Origin of the sequence: Pseudomonas sp. GL-B-26, from assembly GCF_019947405.1 — a bacterium.
GTDB lineage: Bacteria > Pseudomonadota > Gammaproteobacteria > Pseudomonadales > Pseudomonadaceae > Aquipseudomonas.
Window position 1 is genome coordinate 12,266 of record NZ_JAGYGJ010000003.1, and the last position, 14,764, is coordinate 27,029.

15 protein-coding genes are annotated in these 14,764 nt (G+C 59.3%); 9 read left to right on the forward strand and 6 right to left on the reverse strand.

The features are described 5' to 3' along the window. The first annotated feature begins 1 nt into the window (after window position 1). The gene (locus KGB23_RS02615; protein WP_223429764.1) at window positions 2-439 is read left to right on the forward strand and encodes a bleomycin resistance protein; all 438 of its coding nucleotides are present in this window, start codon (window positions 2-4) and stop codon (window positions 437-439) included. 102 nt (window positions 440-541) lie between these two features. After that, the gene (locus KGB23_RS02620) at window positions 542-739 is read left to right on the forward strand and encodes a hypothetical protein (RefSeq protein WP_223429765.1); all 198 of its coding nucleotides are present in this window, start codon (window positions 542-544) and stop codon (window positions 737-739) included. Window positions 740-858: 119 nt separating this feature from the next. Here the strand turns inward: KGB23_RS02620 and KGB23_RS02625 are convergent, their stop codons facing one another. Continuing rightward, complete coding sequence (locus KGB23_RS02625; protein WP_223429766.1) at window positions 859-2,034, reverse strand: aspartate aminotransferase family protein; 1,176 nt, start codon at window positions 2,032-2,034, stop codon at window positions 859-861. Between the two features lie 101 nt (window positions 2,035-2,135). Here KGB23_RS02625 and KGB23_RS02630 point away from each other — a divergent pair, with 101 nt between their 5' ends. Continuing rightward, window positions 2,136-3,041 (forward strand): LysR family transcriptional regulator, encoded by a 906-nt coding sequence (locus tag KGB23_RS02630; RefSeq protein ID WP_223429767.1) that lies wholly within the window; start codon window positions 2,136-2,138, stop codon window positions 3,039-3,041. 75 nt (window positions 3,042-3,116) lie between these two features. Then, entirely contained in the window at window positions 3,117-4,130 is a 1,014-nt protein-coding gene (locus KGB23_RS02635; RefSeq protein ID WP_223429768.1) for a sensor domain-containing diguanylate cyclase, read from the forward strand. A gap of 19 nt (window positions 4,131-4,149) precedes the next feature. Here KGB23_RS02635 and msrA read toward each other — a convergent pair whose 3' ends face one another. The 3 genes from msrA to msrB are packed head-to-tail and all read right to left on the reverse strand — an operon-like array spanning window position 4,150 to window position 7,225. Beyond that, window positions 4,150-4,857: a peptide-methionine (S)-S-oxide reductase MsrA gene (gene msrA / locus KGB23_RS02640; protein WP_223429769.1), complete on the reverse strand. Its 708-nt coding sequence runs from the start codon at window positions 4,855-4,857 to the stop codon at window positions 4,150-4,152. A gap of 31 nt (window positions 4,858-4,888) precedes the next feature. Further along, entirely contained in the window at window positions 4,889-6,664 is a 1,776-nt protein-coding gene (locus KGB23_RS02645) for a cytochrome c biogenesis protein DipZ (protein WP_223429770.1), read from the reverse strand. Window positions 6,665-6,706: 42 nt separating this feature from the next. After that, window positions 6,707-7,225 carry a peptide-methionine (R)-S-oxide reductase MsrB gene (msrB, locus tag KGB23_RS02650; protein WP_223429771.1) on the reverse strand — a complete coding sequence of 173 codons (519 nt, stop codon included), beginning with the start codon at window positions 7,223-7,225 and terminating at the stop codon, window positions 6,707-6,709. Between the two features lie 151 nt (window positions 7,226-7,376). Here msrB and KGB23_RS02655 point away from each other — a divergent pair, with 151 nt between their 5' ends. From KGB23_RS02655 to KGB23_RS02675, 5 genes are all read left to right on the forward strand, one after another. Beyond that, window positions 7,377-8,093 carry a response regulator transcription factor gene (locus KGB23_RS02655; RefSeq protein ID WP_008147661.1) on the forward strand — a complete coding sequence of 239 codons (717 nt, stop codon included), beginning with the start codon at window positions 7,377-7,379 and terminating at the stop codon, window positions 8,091-8,093. Then, entirely contained in the window at window positions 8,090-9,607 is a 1,518-nt protein-coding gene (locus tag KGB23_RS02660; protein WP_223429772.1) for an ATP-binding protein, read from the forward strand. The genes KGB23_RS02655 and KGB23_RS02660 overlap by 4 nt, the downstream gene beginning before the upstream one ends. A gap of 63 nt (window positions 9,608-9,670) precedes the next feature. Then, window positions 9,671-10,186 (forward strand): hypothetical protein, encoded by a 516-nt coding sequence (locus tag KGB23_RS02665; RefSeq protein WP_223429773.1) that lies wholly within the window; start codon window positions 9,671-9,673, stop codon window positions 10,184-10,186. Window positions 10,187-10,323: 137 nt separating this feature from the next. After that, window positions 10,324-11,028 (forward strand): hypothetical protein, encoded by a 705-nt coding sequence (locus KGB23_RS02670; protein ID WP_223429774.1) that lies wholly within the window; start codon window positions 10,324-10,326, stop codon window positions 11,026-11,028. 301 nt (window positions 11,029-11,329) lie between these two features. Next, entirely contained in the window at window positions 11,330-12,760 is a 1,431-nt protein-coding gene (locus KGB23_RS02675) for a PLP-dependent aminotransferase family protein (RefSeq protein WP_223429775.1), read from the forward strand. Window positions 12,761-12,933: 173 nt separating this feature from the next. Here the strand turns inward: KGB23_RS02675 and KGB23_RS02680 are convergent, their stop codons facing one another. Together KGB23_RS02680 and KGB23_RS02685 are read right to left on the reverse strand one after the other, a co-directional pair. Then, window positions 12,934-13,734: an N-acyl homoserine lactonase family protein gene (locus KGB23_RS02680; protein WP_223429776.1), complete on the reverse strand. Its 801-nt coding sequence runs from the start codon at window positions 13,732-13,734 to the stop codon at window positions 12,934-12,936. A gap of 14 nt (window positions 13,735-13,748) precedes the next feature. Further along, window positions 13,749-14,708 (reverse strand): diiron oxygenase, encoded by a 960-nt coding sequence (locus tag KGB23_RS02685; protein ID WP_223429777.1) that lies wholly within the window; start codon window positions 14,706-14,708, stop codon window positions 13,749-13,751. Window positions 14,709-14,764: the final 56 nt, after the last annotated feature.

Consider the following 14,764-nt stretch of genomic DNA (forward strand, 5'->3'; position numbering starts at 1 on the left):
TATGTTTGCACGGAGCAAATTAGTCCCCGAACTGATGGTCACGGACATCAAGAAAAGCCTTCACTTCTGGACCTCCCTGATCGGTTTTCATATCGCCTATGAACGCCCCGAAGTCGGCTTTGCCTACCTCGATCAAAACGGCGTTCAGATCATGTTGGAGCAATACGACCCGGCCGAAGGCCAGTGGATGACCGGCGCACTGCAAGTGCCGTTTGGTCGCGGCATAAACTTTCAAATCACGGTCGATGTCGTCGAGCCGATACTCCAGCGCCTGGCCGACGTTGAATGGCCGCTGTTTCGTCCCTGCGCCGATGTCTGGTATCGAGCGGAGGCGGTGGAAGTCGGCCAACGCGAATTTCTGGTGCAGGATCCGGACGGTTATCTGGTTCGTTTGGTGGAGAGTTTGGGGGAGCGGCCGTTTGCGTCCGTAAGCCACTGAGCCAAGAGATGGCTTGTTATTCGGATCGGGATTACATCGATCACAGAAACGTCTTTTGGTAAGTCGATGGATACTGAGCGTCTGTCAAATGCGGAAAACACGATGCAAACCACCCAACAATCAGATAGCAATCAATTTGGAAAAGGCTGTGCTGCCAACTTCAAAGCAAGTGATGAAACCGCTTACCTTTTGAGTTCGAAAGCCAATGCGAAACGTTTGCTCAAGTCGATCGCTACTTTGAGGACAGGAACAACCAGTATAGGCAAGCCAATTGCACCGACGGAAACGCCGATCATGTAGGAGCTGCCGAAGGCTGCGATCTTTTGATCTTGATTTTGGCCGGAACTAAAATCGCTGAAGATCAAAAGATCGCAGCCTTCGGCAGCTCCTACGAGAGGCTTGCGTGAGTCCTAGGGATGTCAGGCCACTTTCAGTGCCCGGCAAACCCCTCTGACAATCATCTCCACTTCCCGCTCATCAATCGTCAGCGGCGGTAGCAAACGAATGGTTTTGCCCCGTGTCACGTTGATCAGCAAGCCGTGATCCCGCGCTGCGATCAGGGTCAGGTCGCGAATCGGCTGTTTCAGTTCGATGCCGATCATTAAACCCTGGCCGCGGATCGCCAATACGTTCGGGTCGTCCGCCAATTCAATGCGCAACCTTGCCAGCAAACGCTCGCCCTGAAGTTTGGCGTTTTCCAGTAGCCCTTGTTCTTCGATGATCTCCAGCACGGTGCAACCGACCCGGCAGGCCAGTGGATTGCCGCCGAAGGTGCTGCCGTGACTGCCGGGGGTGAAGAGGTCGGCGGCTTTGCCCCGGGCCAGGCAAGCGCCGATGGGAATGCCGTTGCCCAGGCCCTTGGCCAGGGTCATGACGTCCGGAACGATGCCTTCGTGCTGAAAGGCAAACCACTGGCCGGTACGGCCGATGCCGGTCTGGATTTCGTCGAGCATCAGCAGCCACGCGCGCCGAGTGCAGAGTTCGCGAATGGCTTTCAGGTAACCGGGCGGGGCCATTTGGACACCGCTTTCACCCTGAATCGGTTCCATCAGGATCGCCACGATGCGCGGGCCGTGGGCTTGCTGCACCTTGTCCAGCGCCTTGAGGTCACCGAATGGCACTTTGACAAAGTCCCCCGGCAACTCGTTGAAGCCCAGGCGCACGGCCGGGCCATCACTGGCGGACAAGGTGCCCAGGGTACGGCCGTGAAAGGCGTTCTCCATGACCACCACCAGCGGTTGTTCGATACCTTTTTGCCAGCCATACAACCGAGCGAGTTTCAGTGCCGTCTCGTTGGCTTCGGCACCGGAGTTGTTGAAGAACGCTCGCTCCATGCCCGCCAGTTGCGTCAGTTTCTGCGCCAGCCGCTGTTGCCAGTCGATGCTGTAAAGATTGGACGTGTGCAACAGCAGCCCGGCCTGTTCACTGATGGCCGAGACTATTTTCGGATGGGAGTGACCGACATTGGTCACTGCCACGCCCGCCACCGCGTCCAGGTATTCACGACCGGCCTGATCCCACAGGCGTGTGCCCAAGCCCTTGCTGAAACTCAAGGCCAAAGGTTGGTAAGTGGTCATCAGGCAGGCGGCGGTCATGACATCAAGCTCCATCAATGGTCGGTGTTTTGCAGTATGGTTAGCCACCTGAGCTGGATAAACGCTGCAACACTTCAATCATTTTAAAGCTGGGCTTGATAATGGATTTGTTCCAGGCAATGACCGTTTACGTCAAAGTGGTGGAAACCGGCAGCATGACCGCTGCCGCTTTGCAGTGCGAAATGTCCACCACTATGGTCGGCAATCACCTGCGGGCGCTGGAGCAACGCCTGGGCGTACGACTGCTTAACCGAACAACGCGACGCCAGCGGTTGACGGAATTCGGAACCGCTTATTACCAGCGTTGCCTCGAAGTGCTGGGGCTGGTGGCCGATTCCGAACGGTTGGCCGAACAGACCCTCGACGAACCGAGTGGGACCTTACGCATCACCGCACCGCTGACGTTCGGTACCGAGCGGCTCGCGCCGGCGCTCGGCGAATTCGCCCTGCTGTGCCCACAGGTCAAGCTGGACGTGGTCCTGACCAACCAGCGAATGGATTTGCTCGACAACGGCTTCGATGTGGCGATTCGCCTTGGCACGACCGACCCGTCCAACCTGATCGCCCGGCCGCTCATCGACTACACGATGACCGTATGCGCATCGAAGGCGTACCTGAATCGCCGGGGTACGCCGGAAAAACCCGAAGACCTGCAACATCACGACTGTTTGTCCTTCGCTTACCCAGCCGGCGATGACTGGCATTCGGTAGGAAAGCAATGGCGCCTGACCGGCCCCGAAGGTGAAATCGTCGTGCCGGTCAGTGGCCCGATGCAGATCAACAGTTCGGCGGGCCTGCACCAGGCCGCGCGTGCGGGCATGGGCATCGTGATGGTGCCCGATGCCTTGGTCGAACAGGATCTTGCGGACGGAAAACTGGTGGCGTTGCTGCAGGATTACCAATTGCCTAGCCGGCCGATGAACCTGGTTTACCCGCAGGACCGTTACCGTTTACCGAAATTGCGCCGCTTCGTCGACTTCGCCATGCAGATGTGGGGCAAGCACTAGCCGGCTCAATACGCCATCGACTAATCTCCTCGACAGGCGTGTCACTTAGATATCAGGGCGGCAGGGAGTGCGGAGATGGGTGAGGCGTCGAATATCGAACCATTGAAGTTCAATCTGTCGGATTTGAACGAAGACATGCTGCACACCATTCTGGAACTGGTCAGCGACGGCATCTGGGACTGGAACGCCAACACCGGGTTCGTCTATCGCAACCCCGGGTGGTACGAGATGCTCGGCTACCCGCCTCATTCCCTGAATAACAACGTATTGACCTGGGAAAACGTGATCCATCCCGACGATTACCAGCAGGTCATGGCACTGTTCGATGACTACCTGAATCAGCGCGCCCCCGGCTATCAGGCCGAGTATCGCTGCCGCATGCAGGATGGCAGCTATACCTGGATCGAAGACCGTGGCTACGTACTGGCACGCAATGCCGACGGCTCGGTGGCGCGGATGGTCGGCGCGCACCGCAGCATCGAAGACAAGAAACGCCTGTACGAAGCGCTTGAACGGCGCAACCAATCCCTTGAAGCGATCGTTGAAGAACGCACCCGAGAGTTGTCTCGCGTCAATCAGCAACTGCAAATCCAACTCGAAGAAAACCGCAAACTGGCGGAAACCGACACACTGACCTCAATCGCCAATCGTTATCTTCTGGAAAAAGCCCTGCCCCAGGAATGCGAACGTGCCCAGCGCTTTCGACAACCGCTGTCGCTGATTGCGATGGACATCGACGACTTCAAGAACATCAACGATCACTATGGCCACGCGCTGGGCGATGCGACATTGGTGCAGGTGATCGATAGCGTGAAGCACTGCGTACGCGAGGGCGATCTGCTCGCGCGTTGGGGTGGCGACGAGTTCATCCTGATCCTCCCCAATACACCACTCGCCGACGCCCGGGCCCTCGCCGAACGTATCCGCCATGGCCTCGCAAGCCTGCTGCCAGTGGGGGACTTTCAAGTGACCATGAGTTTTGGCGTGGTTCAGCGCTTTGACGAAGAACAACAGACCGGGTTGCTGGCCAGGGCCGATCAGGCGCTGTATCGGTCGAAGATCGCGGGCAAGAATGTGATTTCGGGGTAAGGGTTATGCCCTTCACTTCTCACATCCCCGCCTTCACCAATACCGGTTTCTCCTGATACCGATCCGGATACAGCTGTTTCAGCTGCGCAACCTTCGGTAGATCGTTGATCACAATGTACGGATAGGTCGGGTGCTCGGTCAGAAAGTCCTGATGTTCCTCCTCGGCCGGGTAGAAACCGTTGTAGGTCTCCAGCTTGGTGACAATGGGTTTGTTGAACGAACGGGCAGCGTCCAGCTGGGCGATGTAGGCCTGGGCGATACGTTGCTGATCGCTGTTTTCCGGGAAAAGCGCCGAGCGATATTGAGTGCCGCTGTCAGGTCCCTGACGGTTGAGTTCGGTAGGGTTATGAGCCACCGAGAAGTAGATTTGCAGCAAGGTGCCGTAGCTGACCTGACGGGGGTCGAAGGTGACTTCGACGGATTCCGCATGACCGGTATCGCCACTGCTGACCCGCTCGTACTGAGCAGTATTGGCTGCACCGCCGGCGTAACCGGAGACCGCTTTCTTCACCCCTTTGACATGCTGGAACACGCCTTGTACGCCCCAGAAGCAACCGCCGGCAAAGACCGCCCTTTCGCTGTTGGCCTGGGTGGTTTCGTCGAGGGTGGGTGGAGGAATGATGACCGCGTCTTCTGCCGCACCGAAAGAGAACGCCAGGCATTGGCCGATGACGCCGGCAGCGGCCAGGCCCAACAGGGTGCGGCGCCAGGTGAATAGGGTTTTCATGAGGCTGTTTCCTGAATGAATGGAATGACGATCAACCGAACGTAAACGCATACGCCGACACTCCGGGATCGAGAAACTCGATGCTGAAGGTCCGATCCGTCACACCGCCGGTTTGGCGCACCAATTGGTACAAACGTTGTTCAGTCACGCTGCCGCTGCCGTCGGGCGCCACGTCGGTACCGTGGGCATCGCCGGGGGCTTTTCCGTCAATTAACACTTTGAAACGCGCCGGTTTACCGTCAGCACCAGGCCCCAACACCAGATGCAGATCGCGGGCATGGAAGCGGTAGACAATGCGACTGGCCGGCGCGCTTGAAGTCGCTCGCTCCGAGCCGACATTCCATTGACCGTCCAGGCTCCAGTCGTTGAGTGCTAATTGCGATGGAGCGCTATAGACCGACACCTTGTCCGGCACCAGACTGGTTTCAGGCACGAAATGCTCGGCACGTTGGTAGCCGACATAGGTTTCCGACGATTGCACTTCATTCATGTCCGGGGCCAGTTGAACACCTTCGGCACTGGCATTGATCAGACCGTCCGCGACCTTCGCGGCGCCTGCTTCGCGCAGCAGTTGCTGGATCACCCGTTCCGATTCGGCGTACTCGCCCTCACCAAAGTGGTGATAACGAATACGACCCTGAGCGTCGGCAAAATAGTGGGCCGGCCAGTATTGGTTGTTGAAAGCTCGCCAGACCTTGAAGTCATTATCGATGGCCACCGGGTAGTTGATGCCCAGGTCCTTCATGGCTTTGGTGACATTGCCTACGTCTCGTTCGAAAGCGAACTCGGGTGCATGGACGCCAATCACCACCAATCCCTGATCGCGGTACTTCTCGGCCCAAGCTTTCACATATGGCAGCGAGCGCAGGCAGTTGATGCAGGAGTAAGTCCAGAAATCCACCAGCACGACTTTGCCTTTCAAGGCCTGCGCTGTGAGGGGTGGCGAGTTGAGCCATTGCACTGCGCCATCCAGCGCTGGAAGGTTGCCTTCAATTGGCAGTGCGCCCGGCGTTTTGTCAGCCGCTTTCATTGCACTTCCCGAGGCCGGAACCTGCGCCATCATCGCCCCGCTAACGTTCGGTGATTGGCCGGCCAGCCGTCCCACCAACGCCTGCTCGATACCGCCGGTGGACGCCGTCGAAACCCGCGCCAGAATCCCGGTGTCGAGCCCCAGGGCGATCGCCGCGACACCGGCCAGCATCGCAGCCCCCAGACCTCGACGCAGCCACTCGCCAGCGCCGATGGAACGTTTCATCGCCGCAAAGACTTTACCGCCCAGCAGCAGCGCCACCGCGAGGGAAGTTGCGGCACCCGCGGCGTAGGCCAGCAACAACAAGGTGGTTGCGATGCTTGCCCCTTGCAACGCTGCTCCGGTCAGCAACAGACCCAGAATCGGCCCCGCACACGGTGCCCAGAGCAGGCCCGTGGCGACGCCGATCAGGAACGAAGCGCCGGGACGCGGCCGGGCATCGACGCCCGCGGCTTCCGACAACCGGCTGCCAACCGCCACCAGTGGCCGCGTCAGACGCTCGGCCAATCGCGGCAGCAACAGCGTCAGCCCGAACAGTGCAACGAACAGCAACGCGAGCCAGCGACCGTACTGATTGACTTGCACCACCCAACCGCCGCCCACCGCTGCCAGTGAGGCGACGAGCGCGAAAGTCAGCGCCATGCCCGCCAATAGCGGCAACCCGCTCTTCATGAACGGCTGCCCGGTGCGAGCGAAGACAAAGGGCAGTACCGGCAGGATGCACGGGCTGACAATCGTCAGCACACCACCGAGATAAGCGAGGACCAGAAGCCACATAACGTCGACCTGCAAAAATGAGTGAACGGGAGTACCCGCGGATCAAGCCGTCTTCGGCACAAAAGTCATCGCCAGGCCGTTCATGCAGTAACGCAGACCGGTGGGTTTTGGCCCATCGTCAAAGACGTGGCCCAAATGACCGCCACAACGCCGGCAGTGGACTTCTTCACGCAGCACTCCGAAGGAACGGTCCTGACGAGTGGCCACAGCTTTGTCCAGCGGTGCCCAGAAGCTCGGCCAACCGGTGCGGCTGTCGAATTTGGTCGCGGAAGAAAACAGCGGCAGATCGCAGCCGGCACAGGCAAAGGTACCGTCACGGTGCTCGTTGTTCAGTGGGCTGCTGTAGGCACGTTCAGTGCCCTCTTCGCGCAATATTTCGTACTGCTCGGCGCTGAGCATGGCGCGCCATTCGCTGTCGTTGTGAGTCACCTCGAACACCTCCGCCGCGCCGGCATCACTGGCCAGTGCAGAACTGGCGGCAAATTTTGGCAATACACCGATGACCAGGGCTGCAGCGCCTAGCCCGCCGCTTGCTAAGAGAAACTGTCGCCGTGAAAACATGGTCGTCTCCGAAAATTCCAGGTGCCTGTCATGGAACACAGCCTAGGCTTGGGTTGATCGCCAAATCCTCACGAGAAGTTAAACAATTCGTGATAACTCAGGCCCCGGAAAACCCGCACAATGCGCTCATTGCGCCGAAGGATTGAGCTTGATGGAACAGACCAAACGCGTCCTCGTGGTCGAGGACGACCTGCATATCGCCGACCTTATCTGCCTGCATCTACGCGATGAGCAGTTCGAGGTGGTGCACTGCGCCGACGGCGATGAAGGCATGCGCCTGCTGCAGCAAGGAAGCTGGGACGCACTGATCCTCGACCTGATGCTGCCCGGCGTCGACGGCCTGGAAATCTGCCGCCGCGCCCGCGCCATGGCCCGCTACACACCGATCATCATTACCAGTGCGCGCTCCAGCGAAGTGCACCGGATTCTCGGGCTCGAACTTGGCGCCGACGATTACCTGGCCAAACCCTTTTCGATGCTCGAACTGGTGGCCCGGGTCAAAGCGCTGTTGCGACGGGTCGACGCCATGGCCCGCAACCTGAAGATGGACGCCGGCAGCCTGATCACGGACGGCCTCGCCATCGACCCGATCACGCGCGATGTGTCCCTTGACGGTCGCCGCCTCGACCTAACGCCACGGGAGTTCGACCTGTTGTATTTCTTCGCCCGTCAGCCCGGCAAAGTGTTCTCGCGCATGGACCTGCTCAACGCCGTGTGGGGCTACAGCCACGAAGGCTACGAGCACACGGTCAACACTCACATCAACCGCCTGCGGGCAAAGATCGAAGCGGATCCAGCACAACCGGCGCGCATCCTCACGGTGTGGGGACGAGGCTACAAATTCGCGGCCAGGGAGGAGCAGCCGTGAGACTGACCCTGACTCAGCGCCTGTCTCTGGTGTTCGCCGTGTTGCTGCTGGTGTGCTGCGGCACGTCGGCCTGGATGCAGGTGCAGTCCAACAAAATGCATGAGCTGGAAGTGGTGCAAGGGTTATCGCGGGATCTGGCCCAGCACATCGCCCATGACACCGTGCTGATGGACACCAAAGGCCTGATGCCCGACGCCGTGCGCGACCTGTTCAGCCAACTGATGCTGGTCAATCCCAGTGTCGAGGTCTATCTGCTCGACCCCGAGGGCCGGATTGTCGGCAGTGCTGCGCCCGAGGGTCGGATACGCCGGGAGCGGGTCGATCTGGCGCCGATCCAGCGCCTGCTCAAGGGCGATGCCCTGCCGGTTCTCGGCGACGATCCGCGCAGCGTCGATGGCCGCAAAGTGTTCAGCGCCGCGCCATTGCAGGTCAATGGCAAACCGGTGGGTTATCTCTATGTGGTGCTGCTGAGCGAAGAGCACGACCGCTTCGCTGAACGCGGCGCCACCAGCGCCGCCCTGAATACCGCACTGTTGTCCATTGGGCTGGTGGCGTTGCTGTGCCTGATTGCCGGTCTCACCGCATTCGCCCTCATCACCCGACCTTTGCGCCGTTTGACCGAAACTGTCAGCCAGTTCGACATTGATGGTGCTCCGGTAACGCCGCCTGCATCCATCCCGGTGGAAAAAGCCGCCAGCCACGATGAAATTGCCATTCTCGACGCCACCTTCCGGCAGATGCAGGCGCGCCTCGGCGAGCAATGGCGTTCGTTGACCCGCCAGGATCAGGAACGCCGCGAACTGGTGGCCAACATCTCCCACGACCTGCGCACGCCTCTCGCCTCGCTGCACGGTTACCTGGAAACCTTGTCGTTGAAGGACGCCACGCTGTCACCCGCCGACCGCCGCCGTTACCTGGGCATCGCGCTGGATCAAAGCCGCAAGGTCGGTGGTCTGGCGCAATCGCTGCTGGAACTGGTGCGCCTGGAACATGGTTTCGTGCAACCGGTGCTGGAGCGGTTCTCGCTGACCGATCTGGTGCAGGACATTTTCCAGAAGTTCGAACTGACGGCCGAGGCGCGCCAGGTCGAACTCAAGGCCACCTTCGCACCCAATGTTTCGGCGGCCTGCGCCGACCTTGGATTGATCGAGCGGGTGCTCACCAACCTGTTCGACAACGCCCTGCGCCACACCCCGCAAGGGGGAGAAATCGAGCTCAGCCTGCGCCCTCAAGGGCCTTTTACCGAAGTTACCGTCAGCGACACCGGCCCCGGCATTGCTGCCGAATTGCGCGAGGGTCTGTTCCTGCGCCCGTTCAACATTGGCGGGGCACGACGTGATGGCGGACTGGGGTTGCGGATCGTGCACAGGATCCTGCAATTGCATGGCCGCGAGATCCAGCTGATTGACGTTCCCGGACGTGGCGCGACCTTCCGCTTTTCGTTGGCGGTGGATCAGCAAACGGCCGAGCAGTTGGCGGTGCGGTCGATGAATCTGAATTCGCTGGGGAAATAGTCGACTGCCTGGGCCACAGCAACGGCTAATATCTGTCACCCATTTCGGCAAGGACGCTACGCGATGCTCAACACCCTGCAAAACACCCCATTGTGGGTTTACGCGATATTTCTGCTGCTGTGCTACTACGGCGTCAAAGCCCTGTCCCCGACCCGTGAAAGCAAAACTTCATTGCTCGTCACAGCGCCGATACTGCTGGGCTGGTCACTGTATTCGCTGAATCTGACGCTGAATCCGCAGCTATCGGTCAGTTGCTGGTTGGCCGCCGTCATCCTGGGCAGCCTCGCAGCGCTGCTGATTTTCCCACGCAAGGGCATTGAGCTGGATGATCCACAAACCGGCCTGATCGTGCCGGGCACGTTAAAAACCCTGGTGCTCTACCTGCTGTTTTTTGCGGTGAACTATTACTTCGGCTACCAGGATGACGTTCACCCGGAGCTGGCCGCGACCCTTGAGATGTTGCTGCTCAAGGCATCGGCGTCCGGTTTTGTCTGTGGACTGATCAGCGGTCGGGCGTTGACGTTTTATCGGCTGCTGCTGACACTTCAGGCAAAACGCCCCCAGATAGCCGCCGGTTAAAAGCCGCCGTGCCAAAAATGATGACCAGCCGCCTGTTCATCCGTGACAACGCCGCCTCGGTCCAATAGATTAGGCGGCCTGAAAAGGCCCAGAGCTTTCTCGCCTCAACCCAAGTTAAAAGAAGTAGTGAAATTTCAATGTCCGATTCCAATACCGCTGAATCCGTAGTCACCTTGTCGTCCAAAGCGGAATACGAAAACTCCATCAATCTTTCACAGCACGTGCCCCAGGCCAAGACCATCAGCGAGATGGTCCTGGACGCTTTCCAGTCCACCCGGGAAAGCGACCAGATCCGCGAGCTGCGCGCCGCGATTCGCCAGGCTCACGACAGCTTCGACGACGATAAAGCCTACGAATTGATGGGCGAACTCAAGCAACTCAAGGACGCCGAGGCTGCCGACATTGCAGCCCTGGAAGACTTGAGCAGCAAATTCCCGATCAGCCGGATTCTCTCCAGCTTCAAGGACGATCCGGCATTTCAGGAATTGGTCTATGGCCTCGCACTGAAGGTGCTGAACCAGACCCACCAGGCCATCAGCAACCCAAGCAGTAGCAAAAGCAAAACGGCTCGCGCCAAGAAAGATGTCGAAGTGTTCACCATCAGCAAAGACGGTATCAGCGTGACGTTGCCGCTGCGTACTCCGCGTTCGCGACTGAACGTTGACCGTGAAGCACTGGAGTTCCTGGGCTTTACCTTTGCCGGCGAAGGCGAAGAAGCCGAACTGGAAAGCGAGACGTTCCTGGACAATGCCGGGGCCGAACAAGCGGTTAACCGCAAGAACATCATCACCGCGCTTCAGCAGCAAACCGCGTTCGATGGCTACAGCATCGCCGCGCAGTAATACGATCCATCAGCAGCGCTTCGGGCGCCACTGACCCAAGAGCCCCGCCCTAGAGCGGGGCTTTTTATTGCCCGCGATTTTATAAAACCCACAATTTCCCTTCCTGTCGTCGTCGCCCATACCGAGACAGTTGCAAAGTGCCACCCCGTTCGGCAATCAATGCCCAAAGGCACTCATGCCACGGTGATTCGGCGCCAGAAAAACACTTTTCCTTAACCCTTCAGCACCACGGGTCCGCCTGCAGGGAGCGTCAACTCACTTTCCAGCCCAAGACTTCAGTGGTGCGATTGCTGAGGTCATCATGAACACAACCCCCCTTTACCGTCAGTTGGCCAACCACTACCTCGACGCAATCCGCAGCGGCACCTTGAAAACCGGTGAACGATTCCCCTCCATTCGGCTGATGATGGAAAAACACGCCGTCAGCCTGTCGACCGCAGTGCAGGTTTGCCGTGAACTCGAGGACTGTGGCGTGCTGGAAGCCCGGCCGCGCTCCGGCAACTACATTCGCCAGCCCGATACGTTGCGCAAAACCGTCCCGATCGCGCCTCCCCCGCCGCTGGACACCGGCGTCTACGTCGGCATTCACGAGCAGGTGTCATCGGTCCTCAAGGCCAGTCAGCGCGCGACGATCAAGGTCAATTTCGCCAGTGCCTTCTGCGCGCCGGAACTCTATCCGCTGAAGATCCTGCAAGACCATATGATCAAGGCGCTGCGTCACGATCCGCACTTGCTCGGCACGGCGGGTTCCACCTGCGGCAACGGCACATTGCGCAGTATTCTTGCCCGACGGGCGCTGACCGCGAAGGCCAACCTGCCAGCGGAGAAGATTGTGATCACCAACGGCGCGACCGAAGCGATCAACCTGGCCTTGCGCGCGGTCACCCAACCGGGTGACACCGTGGCTGTGGAATCACCGACCTTTTACGGCTTGCTGCAAATTCTCGAGAGCCTGAACCTGCGGGTGCTGGAGGTCCCGGCGACTTCGCACGCCGGAATCAATCTGTTCGCCCTAGAACAATTGCTAAAAGGCCCCGAACGGATTCAGGCGCTGATCGTCATTCCCAACCTGCAAAATCCGCTGGGCAGCATCATGCCCGACGCCAACAAGGCGCGGCTGGTGCAACTGTGTGCCGAACACGCCACGGTGCTGATCGAAGACGACACCTATGGCGATCTGATGGATACCGAGCAGCCGCTGTCCACGCTCAAACACTGGGACCGCACCGACAACGTGATCTATTGCGCATCCCTGAACAAAACCCTGGCACCGGGCATACGCCTGGGCTGGATCAGCGCGGGAAAATGGCACGACCGCGTGGAAATGCTCAAACACACTCAGTCCCGGGGATGTGAGGCATTGTCGCAATTGGCGGTCAGTGCGTTCATGAAGACACCGTCCTACGAACGTTACCTGCGCCGTTTGAGGAAAATCCTGACTCACCAACGCCAGCAAATGAGCGCAGCGATCATTCGCTACTTTCCCGCCGGCACCTGCGTGACCTCCCCTCGGGGCGGTACGTTGTTATGGGTGGAACTGCCGCGCCAGCATTCGTCCATGGCGTTTTTCCACGAGGCATTGAAGGCCGGCATCCAGATTTCGCCTGGGGATATCTTTTCCAACGCTAAGCGTTTCAATCACTTTGTGCGCATTGGCTGCGGCGCGCCTTATTCACCGCGGATAGATGAAGCGCTGGCGACCCTCGGCCAACTCCTCAAGAACCAGGGTTAAACACCCCCTTGTAGCAGCTGTCGAGCCTGCGAGGCTGCGTTCGGCTGCGGAGCAGTCGTCAATCCTGCCACTTCGGTCCACCTGAAACACCGCGATGGATGGTTTTACGACTGCTTCGCAGCCGAACGCAGCCTCGCAGGCTCGGCAGCTGCTACAAGGGTTCAGTGTTGGGTTCAGAAAGGGTTTTGGTGCAGGCAAATGATGTGCGGATCGTCATTCCAATGGGGAAAACGCTCGGCAATCAGCGGATCATGCCCAGGAATGACATGCTCTTCACCGTCGGCCAGGCTGTCGATCAAACTGAACGCCTCAAGCGTCTGCGCCAGATCATCCAGAATCGGAAACGGACTGCGCTGACGGATGTTGGCCCACAAGTGCGCAGCATCCGAGGCCAGAACAATCCACCCGCGCGCGGTGTTCACCCGTACGACTTGGCTACCCGGTGTATGCCCACCCACCGGGTGCAACGTCACACCGGGAACCACCTCCACCGTGCCGGTGTGCAAACGCATCCGGCCCTCGAACAGCGGTGGAAGCGCCGACATCACGTCGTCGACCTCGTAGGTTTTGTTCACCGTGCGATGGGCCATTTTCGGCCCGGTGCAGAAGCGCAGTTCCGCTTCTTGCAGATGCACCGTGGCCTTGGGGAAAAGCCCCAGGTTGCCGGCGTGATCCCAGTGCAAATGAGTGAGGATCAGGTTGTCGACCTGCGCCGGATCAATATCCAGTTGGCGTAGGGATTCTTCCGGCAGGCGATACATCTGACGGTTGCGCCGGTCTGCCGTGGCCGGTTGAAAACAAGTGTCGACCACGATCACCTGCTGCTCGTTACGAATGACCCAGAAGTAGTAATCCAACGGCATCGACGCATTCGGATCACCACAGCAGGCGTCGTAGAGAAAGTTTTCCCGGGCGGTGCGCTGGGCATTGGCGCCGACACGGATGGCGAACACTTCATACACAGGAACGGACATATGCACCTCCTGGTTCAGGCCGCTGCGGTGGCTTTGAGAGTCGGACGGAAGTCGAAATCGATCTCGTCGCTGATGCCCAGATCCTGGGCCAGACGATGCAGGCCACTGTAGTCGCGCATGATCGTGGCGTTCTTGTTGCTCTCCCGGGTGTCGGCGATGATCAGCGCGGCATCCTCGACCCCGAGCTGCGTCAGAATCGCCTCCCACATCGAGTAGTCCTGGGCGACAAAGGCACTCAGCGCCACCGACAATGTGCGAGCGAAAAACACCCGTTGGGGCGGCTGCATGTTCGCGTACATGACTTTCGCCACTTCGGCGAGAATCTTGCTGTGGGCATACTCGTCGCGGTTGTGCAGTTCGGCTACGCGGCGATTTTGCGGTTGAATGCTCTGATCGTCGGCCAGCAAATCCAGATAGGCGTTGACGCTGATCTCGGCCACCACCGCAAAGGTGATCGCTGCCAGGTCGCGCTGCCACTGCTCCAGCAGTTCTTCGCGCAGGGCGATCAGCCGCAGATAGGTGACCGACGGCGGCAAATCCAGATCCTGATCCAGCGCTCGCTCCAGCTTGGTCCGTTCAATCGCCCGCAGGTGCATGAGCGTGTGGTAGTGCTCATCGATCAACGTCTGTTGCATGGCCTCGCGAAAATGCCAGTCGTCCTTGCCCAGGTATTGATTGGCAATGACGCTCAGCGCCGGGTTCACCACGTGTTCTTCGGCGGTCACCGTGCGCAGGTTGTAGCCGATCCAGCCCCAGGTCACCACGGTGCTTTTGAGTTCATCACTCAAGGCCTGGAATTTCGGATGATGGAAAAACGGCACCATGCACTCCGGGTAATCCGGGCGCGCCGGATCGAACGCTTCGCTGGCCTCGGCCTTGTCCGGGGAGCAGACCGTGGCCCGTTTGGTCCAGGCCTGATTGAGCCGCACGACCAGTTGATGATCGACCTTGGCGATCTCGATTGCTGTTTGCATGACGCGATACCTGTAGGACGCGTACCCGATGACGGGTACGCCAATAGAATTAAGGG

What these genes read in the sequence shown, in the direction of transcription:
- KGB23_RS02680 (WP_223429776.1), bottom strand. Translation starts at nt 13,734, where the DNA reads ATGTCCGTTCCTGTGTATGAAGTGTTCGCCATCCGTGTCGGCGCCAAT.
- KGB23_RS02655 (WP_008147661.1), top strand. Translation starts at nt 7,377, where the DNA reads ATGGAACAGACCAAACGCGTCCTCGTGGTCGAGGACGACCTGCATATC.
- KGB23_RS02630 (WP_223429767.1), top strand. Translation starts at nt 2,136, where the DNA reads ATGGATTTGTTCCAGGCAATGACCGTTTACGTCAAAGTGGTGGAAACC.
- KGB23_RS02670 (WP_223429774.1), top strand. Translation starts at nt 10,324, where the DNA reads ATGTCCGATTCCAATACCGCTGAATCCGTAGTCACCTTGTCGTCCAAA.
- KGB23_RS02665 (WP_223429773.1), top strand. Translation starts at nt 9,671, where the DNA reads ATGCTCAACACCCTGCAAAACACCCCATTGTGGGTTTACGCGATATTT.
- KGB23_RS02685 (WP_223429777.1), bottom strand. Translation starts at nt 14,708, where the DNA reads ATGCAAACAGCAATCGAGATCGCCAAGGTCGATCATCAACTGGTCGTG.
- KGB23_RS02615 (WP_223429764.1), top strand. Translation starts at nt 2, where the DNA reads ATGTTTGCACGGAGCAAATTAGTCCCCGAACTGATGGTCACGGACATC.
- KGB23_RS02620 (WP_223429765.1), top strand. Translation starts at nt 542, where the DNA reads ATGCAAACCACCCAACAATCAGATAGCAATCAATTTGGAAAAGGCTGT.
- KGB23_RS02645 (WP_223429770.1), bottom strand. Translation starts at nt 6,664, where the DNA reads ATGTGGCTTCTGGTCCTCGCTTATCTCGGTGGTGTGCTGACGATTGTC.
- KGB23_RS02675 (WP_223429775.1), top strand. Translation starts at nt 11,330, where the DNA reads ATGAACACAACCCCCCTTTACCGTCAGTTGGCCAACCACTACCTCGAC.
- msrB (WP_223429771.1), bottom strand. Translation starts at nt 7,225, where the DNA reads ATGTTTTCACGGCGACAGTTTCTCTTAGCAAGCGGCGGGCTAGGCGCT.
- KGB23_RS02625 (WP_223429766.1), bottom strand. Translation starts at nt 2,034, where the DNA reads ATGACCGCCGCCTGCCTGATGACCACTTACCAACCTTTGGCCTTGAGT.
- KGB23_RS02635 (WP_223429768.1), top strand. Translation starts at nt 3,117, where the DNA reads ATGGGTGAGGCGTCGAATATCGAACCATTGAAGTTCAATCTGTCGGAT.
- msrA (WP_223429769.1), bottom strand. Translation starts at nt 4,857, where the DNA reads ATGAAAACCCTATTCACCTGGCGCCGCACCCTGTTGGGCCTGGCCGCT.